The organism is Streptomyces sp. NPDC088747 (genome assembly GCF_044751025.1).
Taxonomy (GTDB): Bacteria; Actinomycetota; Actinomycetes; order Streptomycetales; family Streptomycetaceae; genus Streptomyces.
The window spans coordinates 99,008-118,191 of the sequence record NZ_JBIVKZ010000025.1; the positions used below are offsets into that span (position 1 = coordinate 99,008).

Genomic DNA, 19,184 nt, shown 5'->3' on the forward strand with positions numbered 1-19,184 from the left:
TGCGATGCGGCCTTTGACTGCCTGTAGAGGAAAAGCCGCGAAGTGCGGCGGTTCGGGGCGGCTTCGGCACGGATACGACGGGGCCGCGAAGCCATGCCATACGGGGGACACGCGCGGTGCCGCCGACGGGAGGTGTGGGCGCAGCCGTCCACACCCAGGATCGACAGCCTCAACCGTCTCAACCGGCACACGAGGATCGGGGATCACAGATGCGCACGTCAGCAAGAGGCGGCCTCGCGGTAGTCCTGCGGTGGTGTCTCCTCGTGGCGGTCCTGGCCGGCCTGACGGCGGCTCCCGCCCGCGCCGCGGCGCCACCCGCCGGGCCACTCGCCGCTCCGGGAAAGGTCCGGGCCGCGGCGACCGCGGTCGAGGTGCCGCCGGGAGTGACCGCGGGCGTCGCGGTCTTCGACCGGGAGACCGGAACCTTCACCGAACAGCTCAATCCACGACTGCGGGTCCGGTCGCGTCGGTCGTCAAGCTCCTCATCGCAGTCGACCACCTGTGGAACCGGGGCCCCGGCTACACCCTGGCCGCCGACGACCGCGCCCGGTTCGACTCGATGCTGCGCTCCAGCGACGACGCGAGTGCCTCGTACTACTGGTCGCAGAACGGCGGCAGCGCGATCGTCGACCGGATGGTCTCCCGCCTCGGCCTGGCCGACACCGCGGGGCCCCCGGCGGGCTCCCCGGGCTACTGGGGCTACACGGCACTGTCGGCGGCCGACACCGTACGGATCTACCGCTATCTCCTGGACAGCGCGCCCGCGCCCGTCCGGACGCTGGTGATGGGCGACCTGCGGCAGTCCACGCGGTGCGGCGCGGACGGATTCGACCAGCGCTTCGGCATCCCCGCGTCGTTCGAGGGACCGTGGGCGGTGAAACAGGGCTGGTCGGGCTTCGGCGACACCGGCAGCTGCTCCAACACGGCAGCCGCGGCGGCGGGCGGCGATACCTCGGCCGCCGGGGGAGCGGCGGACGGCCTCCGGGCGGCAGACGTCGACCTGACGCAGCGGGCGCTGCACAGCACCGGAACGGTCGGGACCGGAGACCGCACGATCGTCGCCGTGTTCACCCTCCAGCCGACGAACACCTCGTTCGGCGCCGCCTACACCAACCTCAACCGGCTGGTCCGCTCGCTGAACGTGCCTGGTGGAGTGCGTCCGGCCGGCACCTGGTTCGGCACCTGGGGGACGGACGTACGCGTACGGGCCGACGCGACCACCGCCTCGACCGCGCTCACCAGGCTCCCGGCGGGCGTGGAGGTACTGATCCGCTGCGAGAAGCAGGGGCAACGGGTCGAGGTGCCGCCGTACGTCAACGACTGGTGGGCCTATCTCCCGCTGTACGGCGGCTACATCACCAACATCTACGTACAGTCACCGGACAATCAGCTGCCGGGCGTCCCACTCTGCTGAACGGCCCCTTCAGGGAGCCCTCGATTTGCCCTGGAGCGCACTCGAAGGTGTTCGCTGGAGCGAGAGGCTCCGCTCCGTCCTGCCGCCGGCCGGACGGAGCGGGCGACGAGTTTCCTGAGGAGCACGCCATGACACAGAAGATCTGGTTCATCACCGGTGCCTCACGTGGCTTCGGGCGGGAGTGGGCGATCGCGGCGCTGGAGCGCGGCGACTCCGTGGCCGCGACGGCACGCGACCTGTCCACGTTGGACGATCTTGTCGCGACCTACGGCGAGCGTTTCCTCCCCCTGCGGCTCGACGTCACGGACCGCGAGGCCGACTTCGACGCCGTGCGGCAGGCGCACGAGCGGTTCGGCCGCCTCGACGTGGTGGTCAACAACGCCGGCTACGGCCACTTCGGCATGGTGGAGGAGATCTCCGAGTCGGAGGCCCGCGCACAGCTGGACACCAACCTCTTCGGAGCCCTGTGGGTCACCCAGGCGGCCCTGCCGTTCCTGCGCGAGCAGGGCAGCGGTCACATCCTTCAGGTCTCGTCGATCGGCGGGATCAGCGCGTTCCCGCTGGTCGGCATCTATCACGCCTCGAAGTGGGCGCTGGAGGGGATCAGCCAGGCGCTCGCCCAGGAGGTCGCGCCGTTCGGGATCAAGGTCACCCTGATCGAGCCCGGCGGCTTCGCCACGGACTGGGCCGGTTCCTCGTCGAGCACCTCCGAACCCCTGCCGGCGTACGCCGAGTTCCACAAGCAGGTGCAGGAACAGCGCCGCAAGCGCGTCGGTACGCCCGGCGACCCGAACGCGTCCGCCGCGGCCGTGATGGAGATCGTGGACGCCGCCGAACCGCCGCTGCGCTGCTTCTTCGGTACGGCACCGCTGGACATCGCCAAGGCCGACTACGAGGGACGCCTGGCGACGTGGGAGAAGTGGCAGCCGGTCGCGGAGCTGGCGCAGGGCTGAACGGACCGGCTCCCGGGGCGACTTCTCGTACGTGTGGACCAAGCGGGGCGGCCTCTGGGCTGCCCCGCTTCGAGTCTCGTCGAAAGGATTGCGTACCGCCTGCCCCGGGAGCGAACAATTGAGACCTTTGACCCAAGGAACATCTCATGGAGATGTGTCGGCAGGAAACGATGAACATGGAGTGACAGAGTGACAAAACGGGGGAAGTCATGGAACCGGCCGTGAGGTCGCGGGTGTTCGTCGTCGACGGCTATCCGCTCTTCAGGGCCGGGGTACGGCTGGCGATGGAGGGCGCGCGGGATCTGGAGGTGGTCGGGGAGGCGGCCACGGGGGAAGAGGCGATCGTGGCGTTACGGGGCGGGCACGTCGTCGCCGATGTCGTCCTCATGGACCTGTTGTTACCCGGCTGTTCCGGCATCGAGGCGACCCGAGCGATCGCCGCTGACGCACCCGCGGGCCCTGGCGCCCCGCGGGTGCTGTTCGTTTCGGGGTCCGCCGAGGACGACGCGGTCGTGGCGGCGCTGCGGGCGGGGGCACGCGGATACATGGTCAAGGGTGCCCCGGGAGAGGAACTGGTGCGAGGCGTACGCACGGTGGCGCAGGGCGGGGCGGTGTTCAGCGCGGTCGTGGCGGACCGCCTGGGGGGCTACTTCTCCGCCGTGCACGACCTGCCCGTGCGAGCGGCCTTTCCCGATCTCACCGAGCGGGAGCGCGAGGTACTCGATCTGGTCGCCCGCGGTCTCACCAACCGCCGTATCGCCCGAGAGCTGGTGCTCTCCGAGAAGACCGTGCGCAACCACGTGTCGCACGTGTTCGCGAAGCTCCGTGTGGCGGACCGGGTGGAGGCGGCGATGCGGGCCAGGGACGCCGGGCTTGGAATGTGACGGCATGTCACTTTCCATCCAGCGGCGCCGAGTTGCTGATCCCGGGACTCGTCTGAGGCGCGGCACCCAGGTACCCGGGACCGGGGGCGCCATAGCGTGAAAGCGCACGGGAGAGACGGGGCGAGCCCGGGACTCGCGCCCTCGTTCCCGTCTCTCGTTCGCCATCACGTCAAGGGAAACAGGTGAGACAAGCATGGAGATGAACGACGTCTACGAGCCGCCCACGCTGGTCGAGATCGGCGACTTCGCGGAACTGACCATGGCCTTCGGACCTTGTGTCGAGAACGACTGGTTCGCGGGTACCGCCTGGATCTGCTGATCCGGCAGCCCCACCGGCGGGACGGGTGACCGACCTGCCACGGCCGGTGGTGGAGGCCGTCCGTCCTCCACCACCGGCTCTCGTTCCCGCCGCGGGGTCCGCTCGTCCACCCGCGCGGTGCCGACGCCCGAGGCGTGCGCGGGGATACGCAGGCACGCGTGCGGGATGGAACGCCGGACGAGTCGGCACCGACACGCGGACGAGCGGACCCGCACCGCGTCGATCAGCGGACCTGCTCCGCACAGCGGACCTGCTCCGCGTTGATCAGCGACCCACACCGCGTCGATCGGCGGACTCGCTCCGTATCAATCAGCGGCCCCGTTCCGTAACCACCAACGGATCCGTACCGCAACGAACAGCGGCCCCGCACCGCATCCAAAAGTGGCCCCGCACCGCACGGAGGGACTGACACCGAACATGGACTTCGCCGTCCTGCCCGACAGCCCGGCCGCCTCGGCCGTGACCGAGCCGCTGACCCGCGGTCCCGGCGTCCAGGTGATCCGGCATGCCTCGGGACGCCCCTGGATCGTGGGCCGTTGGGCGGACCGGGAGCTGACCCTGGTGAGCGCCGGCGCCCGGCGGCTCGCGGTCCTGGGCCGCTCGACCGTGGACCGGAACCGCACCGCACGTGCTCTGGCCGATGCCCGGACGATGGGTCAACTCGACGATCTGGCGCGCTCGTTGCCCGGCTGCTTCCACCTCACCGTCTCCTTCGACGGGTGGACGCGGGCGCAGGGCAGCGTGTCCACCGCGCGGCAGATCTTCTTCACCGACGTAAGGGGCGTCACGGTGGCGGCTGACGGACCGCGCCGGCTCGCCGAACTGGCGCACCCCGGCGCGGACCGCACTCCGTCCGTCGATCCCGAACTGCTCGCGCTGCGCCTGCTGACGCCGTCCCCGCCCTGGCCGCTGTCCCTGCGCCCGGTGTGGTCGAAGGTGTCGGCGCTGGGCGTCGGCCACCGGCTCGAACTCGGCCCGGACGGCAGCGCCCGCACCGTTCGCTGGTGGCGGCCCCCGGAGCCCGAGGCGTCCCCGGAGGAGGCGGCGGAGCGGATCCGGGCGGCACTGCTCGCCTGTGTCGCCACGCGGGCCGGCTCCACCCTCAGCGCCGACCTGTCCGGCGGACTGGACTCCACCAGCCTCTGTTTCCTCGCCGACGCGGTGGGCGCCGATTTCGTCACCCATCACTGGAAGCCCGCGGACCGCGCGAACGACGACACCGACTGGGCCCGACGCGCAGCCGGCCACCTGCCGTCCGCGCGGCACCACTTCGCCGCCACGCAGGACAGCCCGACCTGGTACGAGGGAGCCCACGTCGACGCGGGCCAGGAGGAGGGCCCGCTGCCCTGGGCCCGCAACCGCGCCCACATGGCGCGGCTGCTCGCCTCGGTGGCCGCGGACGGATCGGGCTGCCACCTGCTCGGCGTCGGCGGCGACGAACTGTTCGGCGTCCTGCCCACGGCCCTCTGGTCACTGGTCCGCAGGCACCCGCTGGGGAGCCTGTCCACGATCCACCGCTTCCGGGTCCTCAACCGCTGGAGCCTGGCCTCGACCGTGCGCGGACTCGCCGACAGCGCCTCGTACGCCGCCTGGCTGCGGGGCACCGCCGACCGGCTCACCGACCCGGCGCCCGGCCCGGCGGACGCGCTGCTCACCTGGGGCTGGGAGCCCAGACTGCCGCCCTGGACGACGCCCGACGCGGTGGACGCCGTACGCGGGCTGCTGCGGAACGCCGCCGAACAGGAGCAGCCCCGGGCCCACCACCGCGACCGTGCCCAGCACCAGACGCTCGACATCGTCGTGCAGACAGGGAGCGGGGTGCGCCAACTCGACGCGGCGCTGGGCGACTCGGGCGTCGCCTGCGAGGCGCCGTACCTCGACGATCTGGTCGTCGAGGCCGCGCTGTCCGTCCGCGTCGAGGACCGGCTGGTGAGCGGGGACTTCAAGCCCATGCTGCGGCGGGCGGTGCGCGGCATCGTGCCCGACGAGATCCTGGCCCGCCGCAGCAAGGGCGAGTTCAGCGCGGAGGCATTCCAGGGCATGCGCCGCAACCGCGCGAACCTGCTGGACCTCTGCGAGGACCTGCGGCTGTCCCACCTCGGCCTGGTCGACCCCGACGCCCTGCGCACCGCCCTGCTCAGCCCCAAGCCCCAATCCCGGCAACTCGTCCCGTACGAGAACACGTTGGCCTGCGAGAGCTGGCTGCGGTCCGTGGCGGAGCCCGCGCCCGGCGCCGCGTCCCTGGCTGGAGAGACCTCATGACCCTTGCCCTGAAACCCGACGTCACCGCCACCGACACGGAGGACGGCCTGGTGCTCCTCGACCAGCGCACCGGCCGGTACTGGCAGCTCAACCGCTCCGGCGCCACCACCCTCAGACTGCTCCTCGACGGGCACTCTCCCGAGGAGACCGCCGACCGGCTGACCCGGCGGCACCCCGCCGCCTCCGCACGGGCCCTGGCGGACGTACGGACGCTGCTCGCCGCCCTGGACCGAGCCCGGCTGGTGGTGACGGCATGAGCATGCAGGTCGTCGGAGAGACGCGCGTACCGCTGGCGTGGCGCAGGCAGCCCGCCGCGCGGGCGGCGGTCGCCGTGGCCCGGCTGATGGTGCTGCTGCCGCCGCGCCGGCTGCGCCAGGTGCTGGCGGTGGCCTCCCGCGGCGCACGTGCCGCGACCCGGGAGGAGGCACTGACCGCCCGGCAGGCAGTGGTGACGGTGAGCGCCAGGTGCGCGGGCCGGGGCTGTCTGCAACGCTCGGTGGCCACCGTGCTGCTGTGCCGGCTGCACGGCCGCTGGCCCGACTGGTGCACCGGATTCCGCACCCAGCCCTTCCGCGCCCACGCCTGGGTGGAGGCCGGGGCGGAGGCGGTCGGCGAATCCGGCGACGTGGCACTGTTCCACACCGTCATGAGCGTCCGTCACCGCGACCGAGCCAGCCGATGAGTACGGTCACCGCGGCCAAGGGCGGCCCCCGCGCGCTTGACGGCGGCGAACGCCTCACCGTCCTGACCGAGGGGCTGGCGAAGACGTACGGCGACCGGCAGGCGGTCACCGGCCTCGACCTGGCCGTGCCCGCCGGCCGCACGTTCGGCTTCCTCGGGCCCAACGGCGCGGGCAAGAGCACGACCATCGGCATGCTGTGCACCCTGCTGCGCCCCACCGGCGGCCGGGCACTGGTCGCCGGGCACGATGTGCGGCGCGAACCCCACGAAGTGCGCCGCAAGATCGGGCTGGTCTTCCAGGAACCCACTCTCGACGGCGACCTGACCGCCATGGAGACCCTGCGTTTCCACGCCCACCTGTTCGGGGTACCGCGGCGCGAGGCGGTGGACACCATCATGGACATGCTGGAACTGGTCGATCTCGCGGACCGCCGCCACGCCCCCGTCCGCACCTTCTCCGGCGGGATGCGGCGGCGCCTGGAGATAGCGCGCGGCCTGCTGCACACCCCGCGAGTGCTCTTCCTGGACGAGCCCACCACCGGCCTCGATCCGCAGACCCGCGCCGCCATCTGGGACCACCTGCGCCGGCTGCGGGAGGAACGGGACGTCACCGTCTTCCTCACCACGCATCAGCTGGAGGAGGCCGAACACTGCGACCGGATCGCCATCATGGACGAGGGAGAACTCGTCGTGGACGGAACTCCCGCCGCCCTCAAGGCGGTTGTCGGATCCGACCTGGTCGTCCTGCGCACCGCCGACGACACGTCCGCCCGGGATGTCTGCGAACAGCTCGGTCTGGACGCGGAGTCGGGCGAGGACGGGCTGCGGATCCGGGTCGCGGACGGAGCCGGGTGGGTGCCCAGGCTCTGTGCCGCGCTGCCCTTCACCGTGCACTCCGTGACCGTGACCCCGCCGACCCTCGACGACGTCTTCCTGCACTACACCGGCCGGACCATCCGCGAGGCCGACAGCGAGGCGACCGTGTTTCCGGGACCGGCCCCGAGAAGGTGACCATGACCAGTGTCCGTACGTCCGCCCCGCCGCACACCGCCGGAGCCGTCGAGTCCACCGCCCGGCGGGGGCGCCTCGCCGCCGACCTGCGGGCCGTCCGCGTGCTGTGGCAGCGGGAGGTGATCCGGTTCGCCCGCAACCGGCTGCGGGTCGCCATGAGCGTGATCATGCCGATGATGTTCCTGCTCGTCTTCGGCACCGGCCTGAACGCGGCGGTCCCCGCGGAACAGGACGCCTTCCGGGATTTCCGCGCGTTCTTCTTCCCCGGAGTGCTCCTGATGGCCGTGCAGGCACCGGCCATGGCGGCGGGCGCGTCCATCGTCTGGGACCGGCAGGCGGGGTTCCTGCGCCAGTTGCTCGTGGCTCCGGTGCGCAGGCCTCCGCTGTTGATCGGCACCTGCCTCGGCGGCGCGACGGCCGGGCTCGGCTACGCGGTGCCGGTGCTGTGCCTCGGCGGTCTCGTCGGCGTCCCGTACCGGCCCGAACTGATGCTCGTCCTAGTCGAGTTGGCGCTGATCGCGTTCGCCTTCACCTCGCTCGGCGTCCTGGTGGCGGTGTGCGCCAAACGCCCCGAGACCTTCCAGATCGTGATCGGGCTGTGCATGATGCCCCTGCTGTTCCTGTCGGGTGCCGTCTTCCCCGCCAGCGGACTGCCCGGATGGCTGGGGACCGTCGTACGGGTCAATCCGCTCACGTACGCGGTCGACGCGCTGCGCCGCACGCTGCCAGGGCAGGGCGTGTCCGGGCTCGGTGAGCGGGCGGCCGGTCCGCAGTGGTGGGGCTGGACGCCGCCGGTCGCCGCGGAGATCAGCTGTGTGGCGGTCCTGGCGGTGGCGGCGCTGAGCGTCGCGACCTACCGCTTCTCCCGGAGCGAGTAGGCGCCTTGGCGAGGTGAACGAGGGGCATGTGGGAGGGGGGCGGGCCGATTCGGCCCGCCCCCTCCCACCTGCGCTCCTCCGCGCGGTCAGCTGATGCCCATCGGATACGGGAAGGACTGGAAGTCCGCGTCCAGCCGGCGGACCCCGCGCGGCAGCCAGCTCGCGGCGAACTCGACGACCGTTCGGCGCGGCAGGGGCGGACTCGGCGTCTGCGTCGTGGGTTTGGCCACCGACTGGAGCGCCCAGGCGTACGCGTTGAGCGGGGCGAACGCCGCCCAGCGGTGCCGGTCGATGCCCAGCAGCATCATCGCCCGCATGTAGGCGTGCCAGGTGTGATAGCCGACCGGAGGTCGGCCGGGCAGGGAGTCCATGGTGTGCACCGGCGAGCGGACGACCTCCCGGCGCGGGTCGTAGAGCACGCCCTGTCCGAAGTCGGCGAAGGCCGCGGGGAGTCGAAGGTCGTAGGGGCGGTAGAGGCTGTCGAAGACGTCCAGTTGGATCCCCGAGACCACGCGCAGGGGTGCCTCGATCGGGGCCATGAAAGAGGCGAAGTTGCCTGGATACTCAGGTGACTTGCTCATCTCCTGCCAGACCGTGCGGAACCCGCTCTCGATGCTGCCGCCGACATGTTGGCCGATGGCCCGGTAGGCGGCGAGGAGTTCGGGCGAGGCCTGGTACAGGGCGACCTCGTCGAGCTGGTACCAGACCTCGTTGGCCCGGCGGTCACCCTGCATGCCCGGCACCGGCGGCAGGCCCGCCGCGCCGGATCCGGTCGAAGCCCTCGCCGGGGCGACGGCGGCGGCCCCCAGACCGGCCAGCGCCGCCGCTCCTATGGACGCGCGCAGCACGCTTCTGCGGTCGAGTCGGTGGGTGAGTGGATTCGGCATGGACGGTTCCCCCGCTTCTGCGTCTCCCGGTCCCGTGCTCGTCTCCCCGTGCGGGGCGGCTCTGGTGGGCGTGACCGGGCTTCCGCCCACGGCCCCGCCACCGTAGGGCGGCGGGTGTCCCGGGCACCTGGGCCGGGTGTCCCGGCCGTATCCCGTCCGCCTCCCGGCCGCGCCGGGAGGCTCACCCTTGACAGCTCTGGCTAACGGGAATAGCTTTTAGCTAACAACATTAGCCAGATCGGGGAGATGACATGACCGAGTACCTTGCCGTCGACGGTGGCACGATCGCTTACGAGGTGGCGGGCTCCGGACCGCTGATCGTTCTCGCGCACGGCATGGGTGACAGCCGCGCCGCGTACCGCGCCGTGCTCCCGCAGCTGGTGGCGGCGGGTTACCGGGTCGCCGCGGTCGATCTGCGCGGCTGCGGCGAGTCCAGCGTCGGCTGGCCCGCCTGGAGCCGCACCGCCATCGCCGGCGACCTGCTCGCCGTCGTCCGTCACCTGGGCGGACCGGCCGTGCTCGTCGGCCACTCGATCTCCGGCGGGGCCGCCACCATCGCCGCGGCGCTGGAGCCCTCGCTGATCACCGCGGTCGTCGAACTCGCGCCGTTCACCCGCAAGCAGTCGGTCCGCCTCGGCGACCTGAAGGTGAAGCGCTTCCGGCAGGGCATGCTGCGGCTGGTCGGCGCGGGCGTGCTCGGCAGCGTGCCGCTCTGGCGCTCCTACCTGGACGTGGCCTACCCCGGCACGAAGCCCGCCGACTGGACCGAGCGGCTCGGCCGGATCGACTCCCTGCTCCGCGAGCCCGGCAGGATGAAGGCCTTGCAGGGCATGGGCCGCAGCGCCCCGACCGACGCCGGCGCGCAGCTCGGCAACGTCCGCTGCCCCGTGCTGGTCGTGATGGGCACGCTCGACCCCGACTGGACCGACCCGCACGCCGAGGGTTCGGCGATCGTCGACGCCCTGCCGTCCGGCCTCGGTCGCCTGGAGACCATCGAGGGCGCCGGCCACTACCCGCACGACCAGTTCCCCGACCAGGTGGTCTCCCTCATCCTCGCCTTCCTCCGCGCGGACGCGGCTCGTGCCTAGGGCCGGTCTTGACCCTGCGGCCGTGGTCGCGGCGGGGGCCGCCCTCGCCGACGAGGTGGGTCTCGCCAACCTGACGATGGGTCTGCTGGCCGAGCGGCTGGGCGTACGCACCCCCTCTCTCTACAAGCACGTGAGCGGTCAGGAGGACCTCAACCGCCGTATCGCGGCACTGGCGTTGAGCGAGGTCGCCGACGCCGTCGGCGGTGCGGTCCAGGGGTACGCGGGCCGCGACGCCCTGGCCGCCGCGGCCCGCGCCTTCCGCGCCTTCGTCCTGGAACACCCCGGCCGGTACGCCGCGACGATCGGTGTGGAACCGTCCGGCCCGGACGATCCGCTGGCCGTCGCGGGGGTGCGGGGGATCGGCGCGTTCAGAGCGGCCCTGCGCGGCTACGAGATCGCGGACACCGACGTGGACCACGCCCTGCGCATGCTCCGCAGCCTCTGCCACGGCTTCGCCACCCTGCAGGTGGCCAACGGCTTCCAGTGGAGCGCCGACATCGACGAGAGCTTCGAGTGGCTGATCACCTTCGCCGATCGGGGGTTGCGGTCGCTCTGAGACGTCGGCGGCGGTCGGCGGTCGCCTCGACCGTTCCGTAGAGGTTGCCCGGCATGGCCTGGAGACCGCTGACCGCGCGTACGCGTCCGGCGGAACCCCCGCTCGATGAGGGTCCCGCCGGACGCGCCGCTGTCAGGAGCTCACGAACTCACGAACTCTCGAATGCAACAGGTCAGTCGCACTCGGGAACCCCCGGCATCCAGGCGGGCCCCTTGAGGAAGATGTTGCTGATCCACCCCTTCTGTTGCGGAAGGTAGGACCAGGCGTCGTTGGTGATCCCGCCGTACGTCACCGACTCCGCGTGCTTCTGGCACTTCACGTACACCGTGGTCGGCTCCGGGATCACGGTCACGATGTCGGCCGAAGTGGACGGGGTGGCGCGGACGTTGACGTTGGTGGCCCACACCTCCTCCGGCGTGTCCGGCGGCGGGTGCACCACGTTGCGCTGTGCCACGGCCGCGGCGATCGCCCGGACGGCGGTGCGGGAGGCGACCCGAGCGGCGTTGGCCTTGTCGGCGGGACTCTGCGCCAGGCCGTTGTCCCGGTACATCACATGCGGGGCGTTGTCACCGATCGCGCTGTTGCCGAAGTCCTCCAGCCAGCGGCCCTGCCACTCGTCGGAGCCGGGATACGCCTGCTCGTCGCAGACCGCGTCGTCCGTGCGGCACACGTCGAAGTAGCGACCGTCGCCGATGAACCCCGCGAACACGGCCGGTACGTCGAGGCGTTGCATCAGGCCGCCGCGCGAGACATCGGCGGTGCCGTCCGAGTAGTCGGGGTTGAGGGTGACCATCTGGCCGTTCTGCCCCATGCCGATCTGCCCGTTCTCACGGGAGGCGTCACCCACGTTGACGATGGCGCCGATCTCGTCGGCGTTGCGCTGGTTGCCCTTGACGGCGTCCTGCGCGATGGCGTTCTTGATCACCTGGGCGCCCTGCGAGTAGCCGAGCAGGACGAGCGTCGGGCGGGTCGGGCAGGACGCGTAGAAGTTGATCTCCTCGACCAGCTTGTCCCGGCCCTTGTACATCGAGGTCCAGTAGTCGTCGGGACCCCAGTTGCCGGGCAGCCAGTCGGGCCAGTCCAGGGCTGACGCCGGATAAGGGAGGTTGCGGACGGTGACGTCGCTGTCCCGGACCCCGGTGTCGTACAGGGCGCTCTTGAGTGCCCGGATGTAGGTGCTGTTGACGCCCACGGTGCCGTAGGGGTGGCCTTCGTCGGTGGACTCCGAGGTCCCGTACGCCGAAAGGATCACCCAGGGCTTGGCGCAGTCGGCGGGCGCCTGGGGTGGGTTGGGTCCCGGGTACTCGGCGTGTGCCGCCGTGGCACCCCCGAGGTTCAGGGCCAGTGCGAAGGCCGACAGGACGGTCAGGGTGAGCACCCAGACCTGCCATCTGGTCTCTCTGGCTCCGCCGCCCTCTCTGATCTTTCCCGCGGTCGTCATTCGTTCCCCCTCCGTAGTCGCAGGCCGAGGTCCCACGGAACCCCGTCGGAGTCGGTGAACTCGCATTGCGGCGGGGCCTGTTGAACCGATCAGCGGCAGCCTTGCGTCCTGTCGGGTATGCCACCATCATTTCGAACGTGGTCGAACGGCTTGAGTGGTGAGGGAGATTGCCCCCGGCGAGCGGAAGGTCTGCCGACGTCGGGTCGCACCCTCTGTCGCCGTGAAGCCGGTGACCCTACTCTGACAAGTGATAGCAATGCAGGCGTGATTGACGGGGGGAACCGTCATGTCCTGGGACAACCATGGTGTGCGTGACGACTTTGTCGTTCCACCGATGCCGACCGCACCGCCGCCCGGCCCAGCCGATCCTTGGCGGGCAGCCGCTGTGGGACTGCTCAACCTGTCCGGACTCGGGCTCGGTTACGCCCTGGTGCGCCAGTGGGGGCTGATGATCGCGTGCTGGGCCGCGACGGCGATCCTGCTCCTCGTCGCCCTGCCGGCGGACCCGAACGGTGTCCCCGGCGCGATGGTCGTGTTCTACCTGGTCTTCCTGCTGCTGGCCGCCGCGCACGGCGCGTACGTGGGCCTGCGGACCCGGATGACGTGGCCGCCGAAGGCGCCGATCGCGGCCGTGCTCGGCCTCGCGCTCCTGGCCCTGCCCGTCGGCGGAGCCGTTCTGTACGACGACGCGCGTGACGAGGCGATCGAGCAGATGCTGCTGGACCGGCTGGGGCGGGCCGACAGACTGGTCAACGCCGCCGCGGAGAAGCCGTTCGAGACGTCGGAGGCGGACTTCCGCCGTGCTCTGGCCGTCTACCACGGCCTGACGAACGACCACCCGGACTCACGGGCGGCCGAGCGCGTCCCCGACCGCCTCCAGAACTTCTACACCACCGTGGCCTTCCCGTACGCGGACAAGAGCTACTGCGCCGCCGTACCCCCCTTGAAGTACCTCCGCACGGTCCCGCGCACGATGAGCAAGAAGGAACTCGGCACCTTGTCCACCTGGCCCGACGACCGGCTGGCCACGTCGCTCCACGAGTGCGGGGCGGCCTCGCTCAGCGGCGGATCCGCGGACTGGACACAGCAGTTCGCCGAACTCCTGACGACGTTCCCGGAGTCGGAGCAGGCCGGGAAGGTCGAGCCCGCGGTCAAGGCCGAGATCGGCAAGGCCGTGAAGTCGCTGGGCGGCGAGGAGCCCTGCGCCGCGGTCCAGCGGCTGGAGGGCCTCGGGGCCGAGGCCCGCAGGCTGCCGGCGGAGCAGGCCGGGCTGACCGACGCCATCGACAAGGATGCCGACCGGGCGGAGCGGAGCGCGAGTTCGGGGACGTACAACTGCGGGGTGGACCAGTACCAGGACGGGAGTTTCAGCGAGGCCGTCACCACGATGAAGACCTTCGCGGAGGACAACCCGAACCACCGGAACCGGGCGCGCGCCCAGAAGATAGCCATCGCCGCGGAGGTCGCCGAGACGGTGCCTGCGGCCGGCAAGCGACTGCCGACCACGGCATCGGGCGGCAGTATCTCCGTCACCGTCAAGAACGACAGCCCCGACAACATCACGGTCCTCTACACGGGCCCGGTGACCGGGAGTTTCACCCTCACGGCGTGCGGGAGCTGCACCACGTACTCGTCCCTCACCAGCACCCTGATCGGCTTCGAGCCGTGCAGCGACACCAGCAAGAACTACCCGCAGCGGACCATCCGGCTGCCCGCCGGCACCACCTACTTCGTGCACAAGTCCAAGGACTCGGACGGAAAGACCCCGGCGTCCGACACGGCCAAGCTGTCGTCCGGCTACATCTACACCGAGTGCGCCTACACCACGAGTTTCGGCTACTGAGGCCGGACGCGGAGGGCGGCGTCGAGTTCGCGGATGAACTCCCCGACCCGGCCGCCGTCGGCAGGTGCGGCGGGCAGGCGGCCGAGTACGGCGGTGACCGCCGTCGGCGCGTTCAGGCGCGCCCATGCGAGGGTGTCCGCGGCGGCGCGGCCGGCTTCTCCGGATGCCAGCTCCTCCGCTCGTGCCGCGTGTGCTGCCGCGCCGAGGATGTGCTTGACCTGATGAGCGCTCGCCCTGGGGTGGAGGTACGCGGCGGCGGCCGCGTGGCTCGCCGCCCGAGCGGCGTCGGCCGCCGCGGGTGAACCGGCTTCACCCGCCGCCTTGTACGCCGCCCACGCGCTCTGCCGCAGCGCGCCCGTGCGCCTGCCACCTCCGGCGAACGTGTCCGCCGATTCGATGGCGTCGCGAGGCCGGGTGTCGGCGGGACGGCTCCGTTCGAAGACCGACAGCGACCTGCGCGCGCAGTCGGCCGCGTAGCCCGTGATCCCACGAAGCTCGGCTTCGCTCAGCTCGATGTCGCCGGACTCGGTCGGCACGGTTCTCCGCGGGCCTAGAGGTCGTCGAAGGGCGTGGCGTACGCGAAGGTGCCGCGCAGCGTGGGCTCGTACGCCGAAAGGGTCCGTACCTGGAAGTAGTCGCCGTAGGCGGGGTCCGGAGGGGTGATGCCGTACTCCGTGCTGGGGCGGAAGCCGTAACGGCCGTAGTACGCGGGGCTGCCGAGCAGTGCGACCAGCGGCTCGCCGAGCGCGTCCGCCGCGCCCAGCACGGTGTGGACGAGCGCCAGCCCGACGCCGCGCCGCTGGTGGTCGGGGTGCACGCTCAGCGGACCGAGCCCCACGACCGGGGCGCCGTCGATGTGCCCACGGGTGCAGACGACGTGCCCGACGATCCCGTGCCCCTCCCGTGTCGCCACGAGGGACAACGGCGGCAACCAGCCCTCGCAGTCGCGTAGTTCGTCCAGCAGCGGTACCTCGATGGGGACCGCGACCCCCTGCTTGGCGAACGCGGCCGCGGTGACGGCGCGTACGGCGGGAATGTCGTCAGGGGCTTCGCGTCGGATGAGCACCGGCACAGTCTGGACGTCGGAGCGGCGGGGGCGCAAAGGGATTACGGCGCGCCGGGAGGGAGCGCCCGGATGTCATTGCGCGATCCCGTTTTTAAGTTAATTAGCAATTAATATTGACAGCCTCAAGGGCCCCGACCACAGTTTCCGCCGTGGCACCGGCGCCCGGTACGACCGGAGCGAGGTGCCCAGAGCACCCCAACTCTCGGGAGACTTCTGTGGCTTCACATCGTGCTGGGACGGCGCGAATGCGGCGGACCGCGACGGCGTTCGGTGCCGTGGTGCTGGTCGGGTCGGCTGTTCCGGCGGCGCACGCCGGGGACGACCAGGGCGCGCCGCGGTACTACGACAGCGGCCTCGCCGCCACGCCGTACATGGGATGGAACACCTACTACGGGCTCGGTGCCCCGACGGAGGGCGAGGTCAGGAAGGTCGCCGACCACCTCGTCAGCAGCGGGCTGCGCGACAGCGGCTACGACATCGTCTGGCTGGACGGCGGCTGGCAGGCCGACCAGCCGCGCGACGCGGCAACGGGCCGGCTCGTCGCCAACCCCACGCGTTTCCCCTCCGGAATCCCCGCGTTGGTGACCTACCTGCACAAGCGCGGTCTCAAGGCCGGTATCTACACCGACGCGGGGGAGTACGACGGCGGCAAGTCGTGCGGCCTCGGCAGTCGGGGCCACTACGAGGACGACGCCCGGCAGTTCGCCGGGTGGAAGATCGACGCGATCAAGGTCGACTTCCTCTGCGGCATCGGCGCCGGGCTCGAACCCGGCCCGGCCTTCAAGGAGTTCAGCGACGCCGTCGCCAAGTCCGGGCGGAAGATGCTGCTCAACCTGTGCAACCCGCTCACCGACGACTGGGGTGTGCCGCACACCCCGGAGCAGGACGCGCACAACTCCTTCGTCTACGGGCCCACCACGGCCGACTCCTGGCGCACCGGCACGGACATCGCCTGGGGCACCCCGACCGCGGGGGAGTGGCCGAACATCCTGCGCAACATGGATGCCAACGCCTGGCACCCCGAGGCTCAGGGCCCCGGACACTGGAACGACCCCGACTACCTCATCCCGATGCGCGAACTCGCCGAGGGCGGCTACGAGTTGACGGAGGAGGAGTCCACCACGCAGTTCGTGATGTGGGCCGAGATGGCCTCGCCGCTGGTGATCGGCAGCGACCCGCGGAAACTGCCGCAGTCGATGATCGACACCCTGCGCAACCCCGAGATCATCGCCGTCGACCAGGATCCGCTGGGCATCCAGGGCGCCCGCGTCGCGTCCGACCAGGTGGGTGACGTCTACAGCAAGGTGCTGGCGGGCGCGGGCAGGCGGGCGGTGGTCCTGCTCAACCGTTCCGACCAGGCGCAGGACCGTGAAGTGACCTTCGCGGACGCGGGTCTGAGCGGCCGGGTCGCTGTCCGCGACCTGCGTGCCCGCACCTGGCGCGGCACCTTCACCGGCTCGTACACGGTGCGCGTTCCCGCGCACGGCACGGCCTTCCTCAAGCTGACCGGCACCGACGAGGCCCCGGGCACACTGCTTCCGGGCCGTTCCTCCGCGAGCCCGGCGCTGGTTCGCGACGGTGACAGCCTCATCGCCTTCACCCGCGGGACGGACGGCGCGCTGCGTGCGCGGACCGCGCGCGACGGCGACTGGTCCGACTCCCGGACCACGGATCTGGGCGGCCCGACGCACGGCCGCGTCCTCGGCCAGCCCGCCGCCCACGCGTCCGCCGGCGGCAGGATCGACGTCTTCGTCCGGGGCACCGACGACACCGCCTACCGGCGGGTGTACGCGAACGGCCACTGGGGGCGCTGGCAGAGCCTCGGCGGCACCCTGACGGACGCGCCGACCGTGGCGTTCTCGGGTCCGGACGACTGGACGCTGTTCGCCCGTGGTGCGGACGGCACCGTCACCTCCCGTGGCCCGTCGACCGGCTGGACCTCGCTCGGCGCGCCGCAGGACCGGGCGTTCTACGGGCGCCCGTCGGCCGTCGTGGACGACGCCGGGCGGCTGCACGTGGCCGTGCGCACCGCCGATGACGCTGTCTGGTGGCGCTCCCGCGACACCTCCGGCATCTGGTCGGACTGGGCCGCCCTGGGTGGCACGGTCAGCGGCAGCCCCACGCTGGTGGCCTCCGGTGACACCGTGCACCTGTACGCGCGGGCCGGGGATTACACGCTCTGGACACGGAGTTGGACCGCGTCCGGCGGCTGGGCCGGCTGGAGCAAGGAGAGCGACTTCGTCAGCGGGGCCTTCGACGGCGCGCTCGGTGCCGTCGCCGGGCCGGACGGCGGCGTGCTGGCCGCCTTCCGTGGCGTGGACGGGCGGGTCCATCAGACGGCGCTCTGACGGGCGGGACTCCGACGGGAGACTCCGACGGGCGGGGCTCCGACAAACGGGGCTCTGACTCGTATCGCCAAATACCGCACGGCATCAAGGGGTGTGCTTCCGGGCCCTGTTCGACCTGGAAGCACACCCATCGAGAAATAAATTAGTAATTAATCTTGACGACGCCCGGACCTCCGCGACAGGCTGCGTCTGCCGCATCCGGAGCCGGGCCGTCAGGGGACCTCAGCTCCGTTCCGTGGGCACATAGGGAGTGCACAGATGACCGCCTTCAACCCCACCCGCCGCAGATTCCTCGTAGGGGCAGGCGCGGCCGGCGCCGGCGCGCTGCTCAGCGGCTGCGTCACCCAGACCCCCTCCGCCTCCGGGGGCGAGTCCGGCGGCCCGGTGACCCTGCAGTCCAACCTCTCCTCGCCCCAGGCCAAGGCCGGGATGCGGGAGATCGTCGCGGCGTTCGGCAAGCGCGGGGGAGTCGACGCGCGGCTCAACACCGTCGCGTCCGAGACCTTCCGCACCCAGCTGCCGACCTACCTGACGTCGGCCAACCCGCCGGACGCCTACACCTGGTACCCCGGCTCGGTGGCCGAGTCGTACGCCAGGAAGGACCTGCTGCTCGACCTCGACGACATCTGGGGCAAGCCCGAACTGGCCGGCTACTCCGACGCGCTGAAGAAGCTGTGCACCTCGGCCTCCAGCGGCAGGAAGATCTTCGTGCCGACCAGTTATTACTGGTGGGGCATGTTCTACCGCAAGTCCAACTTCGCCAAGTGGGGCGTGCGGGAGCCCAGGACCTGGGACGAGTTCCTCGACCTGTGCGACAAGCTCAAGAGCAAGGGCATCGACCCGATCGGTCTCGGCGCCGGCGGCGACACGCCCTGGGTGGCCTCGGCCTGGTTCGACTATCTCAACATCCGTGTCAACGGCGCCGGTTACCACCGCGAACTCCTCGCGGGCAAGCACCGCTTCGACGACCCCGAGGTCCGCAAGGTGTTCGACACCTGGGACCAGGCCCGGCCGTACTTCGACCCCGACGGCACGGCGATCCCCTTCCAGGACGCCACCACAGCCCTCCTCCAGGGCCGCACCGGCATGATGCTCATCGGTACCTTCTTCGCCGACGCCGCCCCCAAGGACGCCCTGGACGACCTCGACTTCTTCCAGTTCCCGATCATCGACCCGAAGGTCCCGGTGGCCGAAGAGGCGCCCACCGACGGCTACTTCGCCAGCGCCCGCACCAAGCGCGTCGACGGGGTGAAGGAGTTGCTGCGCTACCTGGCCTCCGCCGAGGCTCAGGAGCTGTACCTCAAGAACTCCTCCGGCACCGCGCTGCCCACGCACCCGGACGCCAAGGACGCCGGCACCCCGCTGGTCCTCAAGGGCCGCAAGCTCATCGAGAGCGCCACCGACGTCACACAGTTCTTCAACCGGGACTCCAGCGACGCGCTCCAGCCCACCGCGGACACGGCGCTCGTGCACTACCTGGCCAAACCCAAGGAGATCGGCTCCATCCTCACCACCTGGCAGCGCGGCGCGCAGAAGATCTGGAGCCAGTGACC

Annotated in this window: 17 protein-coding genes and 1 pseudogene; 14 read left to right on the plus strand and 4 right to left on the minus strand. The window is 71.2% G+C overall.

Features of this window, described 5'->3' with window-relative positions:
* Positions 1-209: 209 nt before the first annotated feature.
* From ACIP79_RS39675 to ACIP79_RS39715, 9 genes and pseudogenes are all read left to right on the plus strand, one after another.
* A pseudogene (locus ACIP79_RS39675) lies at positions 210-1,414 on the plus strand (hypothetical protein).
* A 128-nt stretch (positions 1,415-1,542) separates the two neighbouring features.
* Positions 1,543-2,367, plus strand: a complete 825-nt coding sequence (locus ACIP79_RS39680; RefSeq protein ID WP_387184374.1) for an SDR family oxidoreductase — start codon at positions 1,543-1,545, stop codon at positions 2,365-2,367.
* 209 nt (positions 2,368-2,576) lie between these two features.
* Positions 2,577-3,251, plus strand: coding sequence for a LuxR C-terminal-related transcriptional regulator (locus tag ACIP79_RS39685; RefSeq protein ID WP_401232138.1), 675 nt, complete (start codon positions 2,577-2,579; stop codon positions 3,249-3,251).
* A gap of 193 nt (positions 3,252-3,444) precedes the next feature.
* Entirely contained in the window at positions 3,445-3,570 is a 126-nt protein-coding gene (locus tag ACIP79_RS39690) for a lasso RiPP family leader peptide-containing protein (protein ID WP_383690461.1), read from the plus strand.
* A 417-nt stretch (positions 3,571-3,987) separates the two neighbouring features.
* A complete protein-coding gene (locus ACIP79_RS39695) occupies positions 3,988-5,832 on the plus strand; it encodes an asparagine synthase-related protein (RefSeq protein ID WP_401232142.1) in 1,845 nt (614 codons plus the stop codon).
* Positions 5,829-6,089, plus strand: a complete 261-nt coding sequence (locus tag ACIP79_RS39700) for a lasso peptide biosynthesis PqqD family chaperone (protein WP_383688510.1) — start codon at positions 5,829-5,831, stop codon at positions 6,087-6,089. The genes ACIP79_RS39695 and ACIP79_RS39700 overlap by 4 nt, the downstream gene beginning before the upstream one ends.
* Positions 6,086-6,514 (plus strand): lasso peptide biosynthesis B2 protein, encoded by a 429-nt coding sequence (locus ACIP79_RS39705; protein ID WP_401232145.1) that lies wholly within the window; start codon positions 6,086-6,088, stop codon positions 6,512-6,514. The genes ACIP79_RS39700 and ACIP79_RS39705 overlap by 4 nt, the downstream gene beginning before the upstream one ends.
* Positions 6,511-7,524, plus strand: a complete 1,014-nt coding sequence (locus tag ACIP79_RS39710) for an ATP-binding cassette domain-containing protein (RefSeq protein ID WP_401232148.1) — start codon at positions 6,511-6,513, stop codon at positions 7,522-7,524. The genes ACIP79_RS39705 and ACIP79_RS39710 overlap by 4 nt, the downstream gene beginning before the upstream one ends.
* Positions 7,525-7,526: 2 nt before the next feature.
* Positions 7,527-8,402 (plus strand): ABC transporter permease, encoded by an 876-nt coding sequence (locus ACIP79_RS39715; protein ID WP_401232151.1) that lies wholly within the window; start codon positions 7,527-7,529, stop codon positions 8,400-8,402.
* An 86-nt stretch (positions 8,403-8,488) separates the two neighbouring features.
* On the opposite strand, the gene ACIP79_RS39720 is transcribed toward ACIP79_RS39715, so the two are convergent.
* Entirely contained in the window at positions 8,489-9,289 is an 801-nt protein-coding gene (locus ACIP79_RS39720) for a hypothetical protein (protein ID WP_401232154.1), read from the minus strand.
* Between the two features lie 251 nt (positions 9,290-9,540).
* On the opposite strand from ACIP79_RS39720, the gene ACIP79_RS39725 reads away from it, so the two are divergent.
* Both ACIP79_RS39725 and ACIP79_RS39730 read left to right on the plus strand, forming a co-directional pair.
* Positions 9,541-10,377: an alpha/beta fold hydrolase gene (locus ACIP79_RS39725; RefSeq protein ID WP_401232156.1), complete on the plus strand. Its 837-nt coding sequence runs from the start codon at positions 9,541-9,543 to the stop codon at positions 10,375-10,377.
* 22 nt (positions 10,378-10,399) lie between these two features.
* The gene (locus ACIP79_RS39730) at positions 10,400-10,933 is read left to right on the plus strand and encodes a TetR/AcrR family transcriptional regulator (protein ID WP_401232159.1); all 534 of its coding nucleotides are present in this window, start codon (positions 10,400-10,402) and stop codon (positions 10,931-10,933) included.
* Positions 10,934-11,105: 172 nt separating this feature from the next.
* Here ACIP79_RS39730 and ACIP79_RS39735 read toward each other — a convergent pair whose 3' ends face one another.
* Complete coding sequence (locus tag ACIP79_RS39735; protein ID WP_401232161.1) at positions 11,106-12,374, minus strand: cutinase family protein; 1,269 nt, start codon at positions 12,372-12,374, stop codon at positions 11,106-11,108.
* 334 nt (positions 12,375-12,708) lie between these two features.
* On the opposite strand from ACIP79_RS39735, the gene ACIP79_RS39740 reads away from it, so the two are divergent.
* On the plus strand, positions 12,709-14,217 hold the full coding sequence (locus tag ACIP79_RS39740; protein WP_401232164.1) for a hypothetical protein: 1,509 nt from the start codon (positions 12,709-12,711) through the stop codon (positions 14,215-14,217).
* On the opposite strand, the gene ACIP79_RS39745 is transcribed toward ACIP79_RS39740, so the two are convergent.
* Both ACIP79_RS39745 and ACIP79_RS39750 read right to left on the minus strand, forming a co-directional pair.
* Positions 14,211-14,753 carry a putative immunity protein gene (locus ACIP79_RS39745; protein WP_401232167.1) on the minus strand — a complete coding sequence of 181 codons (543 nt, stop codon included), beginning with the start codon at positions 14,751-14,753 and terminating at the stop codon, positions 14,211-14,213. The genes ACIP79_RS39740 and ACIP79_RS39745 overlap by 7 nt on opposite strands.
* Positions 14,754-14,767: 14 nt before the next feature.
* Positions 14,768-15,283 (minus strand): GNAT family N-acetyltransferase, encoded by a 516-nt coding sequence (locus ACIP79_RS39750; RefSeq protein ID WP_401232169.1) that lies wholly within the window; start codon positions 15,281-15,283, stop codon positions 14,768-14,770.
* 245 nt (positions 15,284-15,528) lie between these two features.
* Between ACIP79_RS39750 and ACIP79_RS39755 the strand changes: the two genes are divergently transcribed.
* Positions 15,529-17,631 (plus strand): glycoside hydrolase family 27 protein, encoded by a 2,103-nt coding sequence (locus tag ACIP79_RS39755; protein ID WP_401232172.1) that lies wholly within the window; start codon positions 15,529-15,531, stop codon positions 17,629-17,631.
* 258 nt (positions 17,632-17,889) lie between these two features.
* Positions 17,890-19,182 carry an ABC transporter substrate-binding protein gene (locus ACIP79_RS39760; protein WP_401232174.1) on the plus strand — a complete coding sequence of 431 codons (1,293 nt, stop codon included), beginning with the start codon at positions 17,890-17,892 and terminating at the stop codon, positions 19,180-19,182.
* Positions 19,183-19,184: the final 2 nt, after the last annotated feature.

Excerpts from the sequence above, each read along its gene's own strand:
- ACIP79_RS39690 (WP_383690461.1), top strand. The coding sequence starts at position 3,445 with ATGGAGATGAACGACGTCTACGAGCCGCCCACGCTGGTCGAGATCGGC.
- ACIP79_RS39700 (WP_383688510.1), top strand. The coding sequence starts at position 5,829 with ATGACCCTTGCCCTGAAACCCGACGTCACCGCCACCGACACGGAGGAC.
- ACIP79_RS39715 (WP_401232151.1), top strand. The coding sequence starts at position 7,527 with ATGACCAGTGTCCGTACGTCCGCCCCGCCGCACACCGCCGGAGCCGTC.
- ACIP79_RS39755 (WP_401232172.1), top strand. The coding sequence starts at position 15,529 with ATGCGGCGGACCGCGACGGCGTTCGGTGCCGTGGTGCTGGTCGGGTCG.
- ACIP79_RS39740 (WP_401232164.1), top strand. The coding sequence starts at position 12,709 with ATGCCGACCGCACCGCCGCCCGGCCCAGCCGATCCTTGGCGGGCAGCC.
- ACIP79_RS39725 (WP_401232156.1), top strand. The coding sequence starts at position 9,541 with ATGACCGAGTACCTTGCCGTCGACGGTGGCACGATCGCTTACGAGGTG.
- ACIP79_RS39760 (WP_401232174.1), top strand. The coding sequence starts at position 17,890 with ATGACCGCCTTCAACCCCACCCGCCGCAGATTCCTCGTAGGGGCAGGC.
- ACIP79_RS39695 (WP_401232142.1), top strand. The coding sequence starts at position 3,988 with ATGGACTTCGCCGTCCTGCCCGACAGCCCGGCCGCCTCGGCCGTGACC.
- ACIP79_RS39720 (WP_401232154.1), bottom strand. The coding sequence starts at position 9,289 with ATGCCGAATCCACTCACCCACCGACTCGACCGCAGAAGCGTGCTGCGC.
- ACIP79_RS39710 (WP_401232148.1), top strand. The coding sequence starts at position 6,511 with ATGAGTACGGTCACCGCGGCCAAGGGCGGCCCCCGCGCGCTTGACGGC.
- ACIP79_RS39680 (WP_387184374.1), top strand. The coding sequence starts at position 1,543 with ATGACACAGAAGATCTGGTTCATCACCGGTGCCTCACGTGGCTTCGGG.
- ACIP79_RS39685 (WP_401232138.1), top strand. The coding sequence starts at position 2,577 with ATGGAACCGGCCGTGAGGTCGCGGGTGTTCGTCGTCGACGGCTATCCG.
- ACIP79_RS39705 (WP_401232145.1), top strand. The coding sequence starts at position 6,086 with ATGAGCATGCAGGTCGTCGGAGAGACGCGCGTACCGCTGGCGTGGCGC.
- ACIP79_RS39735 (WP_401232161.1), bottom strand. The coding sequence starts at position 12,374 with ATGACGACCGCGGGAAAGATCAGAGAGGGCGGCGGAGCCAGAGAGACC.